The sequence below is a fragment of the Acinetobacter sp. CAU_H_29a_1 genome (assembly GCF_058599505.1).
Genome location: NZ_CM178655.1, coordinates 390,597 through 403,078 on the forward strand (window position 1 = coordinate 390,597; position 12,482 = coordinate 403,078).

A 12,482-nucleotide genomic window follows, 5' to 3' on the forward strand; every position below is an offset into this window, starting at 1 on the left:
ATAAATAGTAAGATTATTCAGGATAATCACCTGCACTAAACGAACACCCAGTGAGAGCACTGCTCAAAACTGCATCGCTAGAAATATGGCTGATTGAAGGTGATAGCATTCGACGATATGATCGAATTACCCATTTGACCTAGCTAGATTTGCCAGGCTTTAGAAGGCTTTGCCATATTATGTTGTATACAGAAATACCAGCTCATCGCCCTGTAACACCGTTGTTGGATACGATTGATCATCCTCAACAACTTCGCTCGCTTGAGCAAAGTCAATTAGCACAAGTGGCAGACGAGCTACGTCAATTTATTCTGTATGCCGCAGGACAAAGTGGGGGACACTTTGGTGCAAACCTCGGTGTAGTCGAGCTCACCGTGGCATTACATTATTGCTTTAACACACCGAATGACCGCTTAATTTGGGATGTCGGTCATCAAGCTTATCCGCATAAAGCCTTGACGGGCCGCCGTGAACAGCTCACGACTATTCGTGCTAAAGATGGTTTGGCTGCCTTTCCTGCGCGTGATGAATCGGTGTTTGATACCTTTGGAGTCGGACATTCTTCGACTGCGATTTCAGCAGGGCTAGGTATGGCGCTGGCACGTCGTTATCAAAACAATCCATGTGAAGTGGTCGCGATCATTGGCGATGGGGCGATGACAGCAGGTATGGCCTTTGAAGCTATGAATGATGCAGTCGCGCATGATGCGGACCTGATGGTGGTGCTAAATGACAACGATATGTCGATTTCATGCAGCACAGGTGGTTTTGCTAAACATTTGGCTTCGATTTGGGAAAGTGGTCAGTCCATTAATATTTCAGCGGATGGCGAAGCTTATGTACAGCCACATCCTGAATGGACCTATAACTCACGCTTACACAGTGCAGCGACAGATGCGGCTGACAACGTCTTTAAAGCGATTGGTTTTGATTACTTTGGGCCTTTCGATGGGCACGATGTCGAACAGCTGACACAAGTCTTTACCGCATTGAAAAAACGTAAAGGGCCACGTTTAATTCATATCTATACCAAAAAAGGGAAAGGCTTCGCCCCTGCTGAAGCTGACCAAATCAAATATCACGCGATTACAAAAATAAATGCCAAGTCTGCTCCGCAAACGGCGCCCAAATATTCAGATGTCTTTGGTCAATGGTTATGTGATGAAGCCGCACAAGATGAGCGTTTACTGGCGATTACCCCTGCCATGTGCGAAGGCTCAGGGATGGTGGATTTTGCTAAACAGTATCCACAGCGCTTTTTTGATGTTGCGATTGCAGAACAGCATGCCGTAACTTTGGCGGCGGGTATGGCGTGTGAAGGCTTAAAACCTGTGGTGGCCATTTACTCGACTTTCTTGCAGCGTGGCTATGATCAATTGATTCATGATGTGGCCCTGCAAAATCTAGATGTTACCTTTGGTATCGACCGTGCAGGCTTAGTGGGTGAAGATGGCCCGACTCATGCTGGGGCCTATGACTATGCCTTTATGCGTACCGTACCGAATTTGGTGATTATGGCGCCAAAAGACGAAAATGAATGTCGTCAAATGTTGCATACCGCTTATTTATATAATGGTCCTGCTGCAGTGCGTTACCCGCGTGGCAATGGTTTGGGTGTTGAAATTCAACAACAGATGACCCCGATGGAAATTGGTCAGGCTGAAATTGTAGCGAGCTTTAATGATGCCCAAGACGACGTTATTAGCATTCTCGCTTTTGGTAGTCGTGTTCAGGCCGCAGTAGAGGCAGCACAGAAATTAGCTGAACAAGATTTGGCGGTTCGTGTGGTGAATATGCGCTTTGTTAAACCGCTTGATGAAAAGATGATAGCGACTTTAGCACCATCAACGGCTTTATTTGTTACGGTTGAAGAACATGCGGTGATGGCGGGTGCGGGCAGTGCGGTCAATGAATATTTGGTACAAGCTCAAATCGTGAAACCGATGTTAAATCTCGGATTAGCGGATACATTCATGCATCAAGCGACTCATGCGCAAATGTTGCATCAGGCGGGACTAGATGCAGAAGGCATTGAAAGCTCGGTGCGCCAAGCATGGTCAAAACTTGTACACATGGTTTAAGCACCGTTTTTAAATTTTAGAAACATTTTTTCCCTAAAAGCCCCGATCTTTGATAAGATGCGCGGGCTTTTATGCATTATTCTTTATCAATATCTTCAAATTGTAGTGGGTGTTCAATGGAACCTATGGTGGTGATGGCTGCGCGTGCGGCTCAATTAGTCGGTCAAGAGCTTTTAAAAGCGCATCAAAATCGTCATAAGCTCGATCTACAAGTCGAAGAAAAAGGAATTGATGGTCCTGTAACGCGTGTAGACCGTTATTTGGAACAATTGGCTATCGATACCCTACGTAAAAGCTATAAAAATCACAGCTTCCTTGGTGAAGAGTTTGGTTTTCAAGAAGGTAAAGGTCACGACGCAGATTGGTGTTGGATCATCGACCCACTTGATGGCACTCTAAACTTCATTAACGGTGTTCCTCACTTCTGTATCTCTATTGCAGTTCAACATAAAGGCATTACTCAACATGGCGTAATTTACGACCCTGTGAAAGATGAGTTGTTCTCTGCAAGTCGTGGTCGTGGTGCCATGATGAACCAACGCCGTATTCGTGTAAATGTGAAAGACAGCCTTGAAAATACATTCATGTCTGTGGGTCATGCTTACCGTGCAAAACGTAATGGTGAAGTGATTTCTTATGCAAAAAATCATTTTGATTCATTGTTAAATGTGACTGAAGCTGGCGCGCAATACCGTCGTACAGGTTCTGCAGCATTAGATTTGGCATATGTTGCAGCAGGTCGTTTCGATGCGTACTTCGAACTTGGCTTAAAGCCTTGGGATATCGCAGCTGGTGAGTTGATCGTGAAAGAAGCGGGCGGTACAGTAGTTGATGCACGTGGTGGTAGCGAATCTATGGAAAATGGCCAAGTACTGGCATGTTCTATGAAAATGTTGAAACCTCTGATGAAAGCAGTTGTACCTGCTTGGGGTGAGGCTGCTAAGTAATAGCATGTAGATCGTGTTTTAAGACATTGAAAAAGCCCTCATAAGAGTAATGCTGATCAGTTAAGACAAAATAGCTGAAATGCGGTAAAAATGAGCGTATCCAGATACGCTCATTTTTTTATGACTTTTTCTCAGAATTTAAGTTCAGCATTTCAGCAGACAGCTCCTTCACTTTCTAATTTTAGCGAATTAATTGATTTAAACTGGATTGAAGACTGTTTAAAACGGACCGGGAAAGCATCGGTCAGAAAAAGAAAACTCCCCGCAGAGCATGCTGTATGGCTAGTTATTGGACTTGCATTGTTCCGCGACCAGCCCATCTGGTATGTTGTTCAGCAGCTGCAGCTGGTTTTTGGCACGGCTGAAAGCTGCGCCCCAAGCGCATCAGTGCAGGCCAGACAGCGCTTGGGTCTGGAGCCTTTAAATGTCCTGTTCAATACACTGAGTCAGACATGGTTTGAAGATTCTCAGCCGCAATATTCCGCCTTTCATGGCCTAAGCATCTGCGCTGTAGATGGAGCCGTCTGGTCCATGCCCCACACAGATGAGAACTTCAGGCACTTCGGTTCTTCCAAAGGCAAAACGATAGCAGCACCTTGGCCGCAAGCCAGAGCGGTTTGCCTGATCAACACCAATACTCATGAAGTGATTGATGCCGGGATTGGAAGTATGGATCAAGGCGAGCTGACTTTAGCGAAGAAATTGAAAGTGCCTGCAAATAGCCTGACTTTATTTGACCGGGCCTACTTCTCTGCTGATTTCTTATCAGGGTGGCAGTCTCGGGAAAACTGCCATTGGCTTATGCGGGCTAAAGACAATCTGCGCTATGAAATTATCAGGAAAAACTCAGCGCATGACTTTCAAATCAGAATGCCTGTTTCTCCAAGAGCGAAGAAACTGAATCCGGATTTAGGTGACTATTGGGAAGCCCGCCTGATTGAAACTGAACAGTCTGGAAGGGTTAGACGATACGTTACATCATTATTAGATTCAAAGGCTTATCCTCTGGAAGAGGTCAGTACGCTGTATGCTCAGCGCTGGGAAATCGAGATGTGCTACCGTGAAATCAAGAGCGACCTGCAAGATGGGATGCATTTAAGAAGCAAGCAGCCTGAATTGGTGTATCAGGAATTATGGGGTGTATTGATTGCTTATAATATTCTTAGAAGGCAAATGAAATTTATGGCTCAACGGGCGAAAGTCAGCCCTTTGCGTATCAGTTTCCATATTGCTTCAATCAGCATTATCAATATATTAAGGCATACTCCGCTGGAATCGGCAGGGAATTTGCCCAAGCATTTAGAGCGTTTGCTGGAACAGTCTAAAATGTTTGTTTTGCCTGAAAGAAGATCAAGGCAATGCCCTAGAGTCGTCAAAATAAAGCCTCAAAAGTACCCAAGAAAATGCCAGTCAATTTCTTAACTGACTGGCATTACTCATAAGAGGGCTTTTTCTTTGATGAGACATGAAAAAAATAAAGGCTTTGTAGTGATTTATTTTATGGCTTTGACTTCTATTCAATTGTAAAACATAGGCTGTGCCAGATTCTGATCAACTCTGAATGAAGATCACTCTATCTCAGAAATAAAGTGGGTTAAAATTAGCCAGCGTATAGACACCTATTTAAGCTTGCTGTGTGTAATGTTCATTACAGGTCAGATACCATGTCAAATCACGGCAGCATTAGAAAAAGAGCTAGTACAATTAATTGCGTTTTATGGCTGATAGTTGAGGGATAGAACGTAGAATGCTATTCAATATTTTTCTAGATGGTCAAAAAAATTAAAGTGAAAACCTGCATTTATTCAATCTTTGAGGAAAATATTGTATCAATTTCACGAAAAGAGGTGACTTTTAAAAATATCCTGCTATACTCCGCCCACGCACTAAATTTCGTTCATTACCTGAACATTCTCTTCTATCATTGTGTATGCGCGTCCGGTCCAAAGAGAGGACATTATTTCGCGCCCCACCCAATCGCTTAAGCGATTCCTTCAGGTTGCGGCTGTAATCAAATGTGCGTTATACGCATCGTCGTTCTCGGATCGCCGCTGATTCTATATTTTCAGCGATTATTGCTGTGCCGCTTTTTGCCGATGTCCATCAGACCATATATTTAATGGAGCACCCATTTTTCGGGTGAAATACTCTATGAGCAAAACTTTTGCTGATTTTCCTTTACATGAATCGTTACAACAAGCTTTACAAAGCTTAGGTTTTACTTCTCCTACGCCTGTACAGGAACAATCGATTCCTGCAGCTTTAGAAGGTAAAGACCTTTTAGTATCTAGCCAAACAGGTTCAGGTAAAACTGCGGCGTTCTTACTTCCAACGTTAAACGCACTTGCAGCCCAAGAGACTTTTGTTCCGTTCAAAGAACGTATGAAAGCAATTACTCAACCAAATATTTTGGTTCTTTGCCCAACTCGTGAGTTGGCGCAGCAAGTAAGCCAAGATGCGATTGGATTTGTCCGTCACATGAAAGGTGCACGTATTGCAGCGATCATGGGTGGTATGCCGTTTGGTAAGCAAATCCAACAGTTAAAAGGTGCGCAAGTTGTTGTTGCAACACCAGGTCGTTTACTTGACCTTGTAAACCGTCGTCAAATTAAATTAGACCAAGTTGATGCGCTTATTGTTGACGAAGCAGACCGTATGCTTGATCTAGGTTTCTCTGAAGACTTAGAAGCAATTAGCGATCTTGCTGCAAATCGTAAACAGACTTTAATGTTCTCTGCAACATTTGCTGGTCGTATCATTACACTTGCTGAACGCATGATGAATGATCCACAACGTATTGCAATCGAAACTGGTCACTCTACGAATACTGACATCACTCAGACTTTACACTGGACTGATGGCTTTGAGCACAAGAAAAAATTACTAACGCATTGGTTAAGTGCTGAAGACGTAGATCAAGCTGTTGTATTCGCTTCTACTCAAGAAGACACCGATATGTTGGCTGAAGAACTTGCTGAAGCAGGTTTATCAGTTGTAGCACTTCATGGTGCTATGCCACAAACTGTGCGTAACCGTCGTTTACGTAGCATCCGTGAAGGTCGTGCAAAAATTTTAGTTGCGACTGACGTTGCTGCACGTGGTCTTGACGTACCAACCATTTCACACGTAATCAACTTCGGTCTTCCAATGAAGAACGAAGACTATGTACACCGTATTGGTCGTACAGGTCGTGCGGGTCGTACTGGTAAAGCAATCACTTTAGCAACTTACCGTGAACGCGGTAAAATCCGTGCTTTAGAAGATTTCTTAGATGCGCGTTTGAATGTATCTGAAATTGAAGGCCTTGAGCCATCTCCACCTCCTGCACGCGGTAGTCGTGATGGCGGCGGTCGTGGTCGTGATGGTCGTGGTCGTGATGGCGGCGGTCGTGGTCGCGGTGGTTTCGGTGGTCGCGATGGCGGCGGTCGTGCTCGTTTCGAAGGTGAGTCTAACTTTAAACGTCGTGAAGGTGGTGATGACCGTCCACGTCGTAGCTACGATGACAAACCTCGTGGTGATCGTCCATCATTTGGTGGTGAAGATCGTCCACGTCGTGAGTTTAATAATGATCGTCCACGTCGTGAAGGCGGTTTCGGTGATCGTCCACAACGTTCTTTTGATGACCGTCCAAAACGTGATTTTGGTGATCGTCCAGCGCCACGTCGTGAAGGCGGTTTCGGTGATCGTCCGCAACGTTCTTTTGATGATCGTCCAAAGCGTGAATTCAACTCTGATCGTCCACGTCGCGAAGGCGGTTTCAACGATAAACCACGTTTTGACTCGAATGATGACAACCGCGGTAACCGTGTAGACTACAAACCACGTCGTGAAGGTTCTTTTGGTGACCGCCCAAAACGTGATTTTGGTGATCGTCCAGCGCCACGTCGTGAAGGTGGTTTTGGTGACCGTCCACAACGTTCTTTTGGTGATGACCGTCCAAAACGTACTTTCGGTGGTGAAGACCGTCCTAAGCGTACTTTTGGTGGCGAAGACCGTCCGAAGCGTGAATTTAATTCAGATCGTCCACGTACTGAAGGTGGTTTTGACCGCCCACGTCGTAAGTTTAACGACTAAGTCTGAATGAATAAAAAAACCAGTGGAAACACTGGTTTTTTTTGTCTACGGCTGTAAAAAAATAAATTAAAATGTATACTGAGTCATATTTTAATTGTATTGATAATAATGATGCACAATAATGAGGTTGAATCAATCGCCACACTCTCTGACGTGAAAGAGGTCAATATGGCACATTATCTCGGACTCTTTTTGCTTATTTGCAACATTCTTTTCTTTGTCTATGGTCGTTATGGATGAAGCAATTCATCTTATGTAGCTTGTTTTCGCCGTTCAAATAAATATAAATACAACCAACTGAAATCAATTCGTGCACAAAATTAGACACGGAATACGCTAACATATCGTTTTTTAATCCTTTATAGTATGCATGCTGAAAAAATGCAGGAAAACGCACAGCTATGAATAATCAAGCGCCTCTGACTGCTCAAGCCCTCATTGAGGTTAAAGACCTGAGCTTTAAACGAGGGGAACGTGTCATTTATGATCAGGTCAATTTAAAAATTCGACAAGGTCAAATTACGGGCATTATGGGACCATCGGGTACAGGTAAAACCACTTTACTACGTTTAATTGGCGGTCAATTGACGCCTGACCAAGGTGAAGTGCTTTTTGATGGGCAAAATATTGCGAAAATGTCACGCAAAGAGTTATTCGCTGCGCGTGCGCGTATGGGTATGCTTTTTCAAAGTGGCGCATTGTTTACCGATATGTCGGTTTATGAAAATGTGGCCTTTCCGATAAGAGCACATACCAAGCTGCCTGAGCATTTACTGTCAGAAATTATATCTTTAAAACTAGAATCTGTCGGTTTACGTGGCGCAGAACAGATGATGCCTTCTGAGCTCTCAGGCGGGATGAACCGTCGTGTGGCTTTGGCACGTGCAATTGCGCTAGATCCTGAGCTGATCATGTACGATGAGCCATTTGCAGGACAAGATCCAATTGTGAAGGGTGTACTTACACGTCTGATTCGGTCATTGCGAGAAGCTCTTGATTTAACAACAATTATTGTCTCGCATGATGTGGCTGAAACCTTATCGATCGCAGACTATATCTATGTTGTTGCGGAAGGTAAGGTACAAGGTGAAGGCACGCCTGAACAGTTGCAGGCGAATGCCTCTCCGTTTGTTAAACAGTTTTTAACAGGTGCAGTTGAAGGGCCTGTCGATTATCAATTTAGCCATAAGGCATATCTAAATACTGAGGTGCAAGCATGAATGCGATAGCACTCTTAGGTCGACGCGTGATTGAACGGATTCGTGGCATTGGTGTTGCCAGCCTGATGTTATTACAAATTTTATTTTCGATGCCCACTGCTTTAGGTGTTCGGTTATTTGTTTATCAAATGTACCGTGTTGGAGTGTTATCACTGCTTATTATTGTGGTGTCAGGGCTATTTATTGGCGCGGTACTGGGCTTACAGATGTATAGCATCTTGGTGACCTTTGGTAGTGAAGCGATGCTGGGTACAGCAGTTGCGTTGACCTTACTTCGTGAGTTAGCACCTGTAGTTGCAGCATTGCTGTTTGCAGGTCGTGCGGGTTCTGCATTGACGGCTGAGATTGGCTTAATGAAAGCCACAGAGCAGTTGTCCAGTATGGAAATGATTGGGGTTGATCCACTTAAACGTGTGATTTCGCCGCGACTTTGGGCCGGTATTTTCAGTTTACCGATGTTGTCTGTCATTTTCGCTGCGGTGGGGATTATGGGTGGTAAAATGGTGGGTGTGGACTTCTTGGGTGCAGATGAGGGTTCTTACTGGAGTGGCATTCAAAGTAGCGTAGAGTTCTATAAAGATGTCCTGAATGGCACCATCATTAAAAGTTTTGTTTTTGCTTTAATTTGTACATGGATTGCGGTGTATCAAGGCTATGCCTGTGAACCGACATCTGAAGGTATTGCGACATCAACCACACGCACTGTGGTGTATTCATCGCTCTGTGTTTTAGGTTTTGATTTTGTGTTGACTGCGGTCATGTTTGGAGGTGTTTAATGAAATCACGTGCAAGTGAGCTGGCAGTCGGCATATTTGTCATTTTATTCGGTATCGCTTTGTTCTTTATTGCGATGCGAGTGAGTGGTTTGGTGGGATCAAATCTCAGTGATCGCTATGAAATGAGTGCAACCTTCGATAATGTAAATGGTTTAAAACCACGTGCGAAAGTGACGATGAGTGGGGTGAAAATTGGTCAAGTTGATCAAATTAGCTTAGATCCTGTGACACGTTTAGCGACGGTTTCTTTTTCTTTAGATGGTAAATTAACGACCTTTAATGCAGCACAACTCAAAGAAGTTGAAAAGAATGCACTTGAAGAGCTTCGTTACAGTAGCGACTATACCTCTGCGGATGCTGCGCAACAAAAAGAAATGGAAAAGCAACTTATTGCGAACATGAAGTCCATCACCAGCATTGATGAAGATGCTTATATTATGGTGGCAACCAATGGTCTGCTAGGTGAGAAGTACTTGAAAATTGTTCCAGGGGGCGGTTTGAACTACGTGAAACGTGGTGAAAGCATTGGCAATACCCAAGGCACAATGGACCTAGAAGACTTAATTACTAAATTTATTACGGGTGGTGCAGGTAAATCGAAAGATGCTTCAGCAACAACTGAGCAACCTGAAACCGCTGAAACAGCAGATGCCAATGTGTCATTTGTTGAATGATTTGAAGAGGACCAATTGTAGTGAATACTTTATTGAAACAAACACTGACAGCTAGCATTTTAACTACAATGTTTGCAGGTACTGCTTTTGCAGCACCAAGTGAAGCACCACCTGCTTTTGTTAAAAAAGTGGCAGATGGCTTGATTGCGCGTTTAAAAGCGGATCATGCCAAGCTACAAAACAACCCAGCTGCTGTGAAAACGATTGTTCGTCAAAACTTAGACCCGTATGTGGATTCACAAGCGTTTTCACGTATTGTGATGGGGACTTATGCAACCAATCAATACAGTACAGCTGCACAACGCGCGAAGTTTGAAAACAATTTCCGTGAAACACTGATTGAAAACTACGGTACTGCATTTGCGAAGTTCAGCAATCAGACATATACCATCCGTCCGTATAAAGAAACCAATAGCAAAAACCCTGTGGTGACGATCGACTTTAATAACAAAGACGAAAAAATCCCAGTGTCTTTCCAGTTGGCGGATAAAGGTAACCAATGGAAAATCCGTAATATCAATGTGTCGGGTATAGACCTTGGTTTACAGTTCCGTAATCAGTTCGCGGCAACGGTTAAACGTAATGGCGGCGACCTAGATAAAGCGATTGCAAATTTCCAACCTGATGCAGAAGCGGCGGTTGAAAAGAAAAAATAAGTAGGTGAAAGGTGATTAACTTTAGCAATCAGGAAATGCAGCTTTCAGGTCAGATTACATATGACAATGCTGAAAGCTATTATCAACAAGGTTTGAAGGTGATTCAGTCACAGTCTTATCCTGTGGTGGTGAATCTGGCCCAGCTTGAGCATGGTAGTACATTGGCACTGGCAGTTTTGGTGCGTTGGTTGCGTCAAACACCCGATGCACATAGTTTACATTTTAAAGCTATACCTGAAAAAATGATGAAAGTGATTCAAGCCTGTCATTTACAGGATGACTTAAAGTTAATCCCTTAAATAAAAAAAGCACCTTAAGGTGCTTTTTTTATATGTTGCGTTTCTTAAATCTATTTTGAAAAGTAATGTCTTAACGTGTACTCAAATCCATTTTTTCCAGCGGAAGTAAATGAGCGGACCAATCAAGAAGGTCATTAAGATCAGGCTCACCACAATAAAACTGGTGCCGCCTTTGGCAAAAGGCAACACATCGGTGTTCATGCCGTAAATACTGGCAATCAGCATTGGTGGAGCGAGCATACTGGGTAAGATAGAGAAGCGACGAATAGTGTCATTCTGTTCGGTGTTAATGAAGCCTGAGGTGGTATCCAGTAAGAATCGCACTTTTTGGAACAAGAAGGCATCGTGCTCAACCAGTGAGCGAACGTCTTCACTGAGCTCTCGAATATCCGCATCATAAATATGACTGCCTAAAGCACGTGGGCGTGATAGAAAGGTCAGTACACGGCGTAAGTCAATCAAACACAACTGTGCTTTTCCAAGCATATCTTCCAAGTGTGCCAGACGGGTAATCATGTCATCTAAGTCGAGAATCATCTCGCGGTGACGGTTATTCAGTACTTCTGTGGAATACTTTTCCAAGTCCTTGTGGATATCTTCTAAGATATCCGCAAGCTCGTCCAGCTTGGCCTCGAGTAAACCGAGTAAGATCCACGTTGGATCTTTATAGTCGATTTCGTAGTCATTGCGGCGCGCACGCGCACGAAAGGCACGGAACGCCACCAATTTTTCCCCACGAAGGGTAAAGAGCCGTTCTTTATGCAAAATGAAAGCCACAGTTTGTACCGTGGCAAGGGCACCGCTGCTTTCTTCAGGCTCACCATCGACTTGATAGTTTTTATTTTTCGTTAAAAAATACGTACTGATATGCAAAATACCGTCGTCATCACGGTAGAATCGAGCTGAAGATGAAATGTCTTCGAGTGATTTTAGCGTAGGTAAATTTTGTTCATATGCATCTAAAATCCACTGTTGTTCTTCTTGGGAGGGAGCAATAAGGTCAAGCCAGACCAAATCGGGCTGAAGATCGAAATCGCCATTAATGGTGATGTCTTCTAAGCTACCGCGCTCTGTGGCGTAAAAGGCTTCAAGCATGCCGTCTTTCTCCTTTGCGCAGTAATGGTTGAAGTGGATGGGTGTATTTTAGACAAGGATTGCAATAAAAACACTGATCGAATGGTTAAATTGCTAAAAAATATCCATTCATTTTAGTGAAGTTGCATGACAATTAAATATCAGAGTAAAAAATGACAAATTCAATTGCGATCTTTTGTGGTTCCGCATTAGGTTCAGATCAAATCTTTTCCGAAACAGCACGTCAGGTTGGACACGCCATTGCAGAACAAGGCAAAACCTTAGTCTATGGTGGTGGCCGTTCGGGCTTAATGGGTATTGTGGCAGACAGTGCTTTAGAGGCAGGTGGTCAAGTGATTGGCGTGATTCCACACGTGCTGGTGGATCGTGAGTTGGCGCATCAAGGCCTGACCGAGTTACATGTCGTCAAAGACATGCAAGAGCGTAAACTGAAAATGTCAGCTTTGTCGGATGGATTTATTGCAATGCCTGGCGGCGCAGGGACTTTAGAAGAAATTTTTGAACAATGGACGTGGGCGCAGCTCGGCATTCACCTTAAGCCGAATGCCTTTTTAAATGTAAATGGCTTTTATGATGATTTAATCAAGTTTCTAAAAATGACCTCTGTACACGACAAAAATAGATAACTCATTGAAATAATGTCACAATAATTGTTTTCTA

At 43.7% G+C, this 12,482-nt stretch carries 10 protein-coding genes and 1 pseudogene; 10 read left to right on the forward strand and 1 reads right to left on the reverse strand.

The features are described 5' to 3' along the window. The first annotated feature begins 179 nt into the window (after positions 1 to 179). The 9 genes from dxs to AC4MDD_RS01910 all read left to right on the forward strand — a co-directional run bounded on the left by dxs (position 180) and on the right by AC4MDD_RS01910 (position 10,727). Complete coding sequence (gene dxs, locus AC4MDD_RS01870; protein WP_491882226.1) at positions 180 to 2,081, forward strand: 1-deoxy-D-xylulose-5-phosphate synthase; 1,902 nt, start codon at positions 180 to 182, stop codon at positions 2,079 to 2,081. A 116-nt stretch (positions 2,082 to 2,197) separates the two neighbouring features. Next, a complete protein-coding gene (locus AC4MDD_RS01875) occupies positions 2,198 to 3,028 on the forward strand; it encodes an inositol monophosphatase family protein (protein WP_004691373.1) in 831 nt (276 codons plus the stop codon). Positions 3,029 to 3,148: 120 nt separating this feature from the next. Next, positions 3,149 to 4,450: an IS4 family transposase gene (locus AC4MDD_RS01880; protein ID WP_039891156.1), complete on the forward strand. Its 1,302-nt coding sequence runs from the start codon at positions 3,149 to 3,151 to the stop codon at positions 4,448 to 4,450. A 729-nt stretch (positions 4,451 to 5,179) separates the two neighbouring features. Beyond that, positions 5,180 to 7,102 carry a DEAD/DEAH box helicase gene (locus AC4MDD_RS01885; protein WP_004977947.1) on the forward strand — a complete coding sequence of 641 codons (1,923 nt, stop codon included), beginning with the start codon at positions 5,180 to 5,182 and terminating at the stop codon, positions 7,100 to 7,102. Positions 7,103 to 7,503: 401 nt separating this feature from the next. Continuing rightward, positions 7,504 to 8,322: an ABC transporter ATP-binding protein gene (locus AC4MDD_RS01890; protein ID WP_004691369.1), complete on the forward strand. Its 819-nt coding sequence runs from the start codon at positions 7,504 to 7,506 to the stop codon at positions 8,320 to 8,322. Further along, a complete protein-coding gene (gene mlaE / locus AC4MDD_RS01895; protein WP_491882227.1) occupies positions 8,319 to 9,098 on the forward strand; it encodes a lipid asymmetry maintenance ABC transporter permease subunit MlaE in 780 nt (259 codons plus the stop codon). Before AC4MDD_RS01890 ends, mlaE begins: the two co-directional genes overlap by 4 nt. Beyond that, a complete protein-coding gene (mlaD, locus tag AC4MDD_RS01900) occupies positions 9,098 to 9,772 on the forward strand; it encodes an outer membrane lipid asymmetry maintenance protein MlaD (protein ID WP_224468200.1) in 675 nt (224 codons plus the stop codon). Before mlaE ends, mlaD begins: the two co-directional genes overlap by 1 nt. A gap of 20 nt (positions 9,773 to 9,792) precedes the next feature. Then, positions 9,793 to 10,428, forward strand: coding sequence for an MlaC/ttg2D family ABC transporter substrate-binding protein (locus AC4MDD_RS01905; RefSeq protein WP_491882228.1), 636 nt, complete (start codon positions 9,793 to 9,795; stop codon positions 10,426 to 10,428). An 11-nt stretch (positions 10,429 to 10,439) separates the two neighbouring features. After that, positions 10,440 to 10,727, forward strand: a complete 288-nt coding sequence (locus AC4MDD_RS01910) for an STAS domain-containing protein (RefSeq protein WP_395442549.1) — start codon at positions 10,440 to 10,442, stop codon at positions 10,725 to 10,727. Between the two features lie 81 nt (positions 10,728 to 10,808). On the opposite strand, the gene AC4MDD_RS01915 is transcribed toward AC4MDD_RS01910, so the two are convergent. After that, complete coding sequence (locus AC4MDD_RS01915; protein ID WP_491882229.1) at positions 10,809 to 11,822, reverse strand: CorA family divalent cation transporter; 1,014 nt, start codon at positions 11,820 to 11,822, stop codon at positions 10,809 to 10,811. Between the two features lie 152 nt (positions 11,823 to 11,974). Between AC4MDD_RS01915 and AC4MDD_RS01920 the strand changes: the two are divergent. Further along, positions 11,975 to 12,424: pseudogene (locus AC4MDD_RS01920) on the forward strand (LOG family protein); the annotation flags it as partial. Positions 12,425 to 12,482: the final 58 nt, after the last annotated feature.

Coding starts and splice junctions, on each gene's coding strand:
- dxs (WP_491882226.1), top strand. CDS start 180: ATGTTGTATACAGAAATACCAGCTCATCGCCCTGTAACACCGTTGTTG.
- AC4MDD_RS01875 (WP_004691373.1), top strand. CDS start 2,198: ATGGAACCTATGGTGGTGATGGCTGCGCGTGCGGCTCAATTAGTCGGT.
- AC4MDD_RS01880 (WP_039891156.1), top strand. CDS start 3,149: ATGACTTTTTCTCAGAATTTAAGTTCAGCATTTCAGCAGACAGCTCCT.
- AC4MDD_RS01885 (WP_004977947.1), top strand. CDS start 5,180: ATGAGCAAAACTTTTGCTGATTTTCCTTTACATGAATCGTTACAACAA.
- AC4MDD_RS01890 (WP_004691369.1), top strand. CDS start 7,504: ATGAATAATCAAGCGCCTCTGACTGCTCAAGCCCTCATTGAGGTTAAA.
- mlaE (WP_491882227.1), top strand. CDS start 8,319: ATGAATGCGATAGCACTCTTAGGTCGACGCGTGATTGAACGGATTCGT.
- mlaD (WP_224468200.1), top strand. CDS start 9,098: ATGAAATCACGTGCAAGTGAGCTGGCAGTCGGCATATTTGTCATTTTA.
- AC4MDD_RS01915 (WP_491882229.1), bottom strand. CDS start 11,822: ATGCTTGAAGCCTTTTACGCCACAGAGCGCGGTAGCTTAGAAGACATC.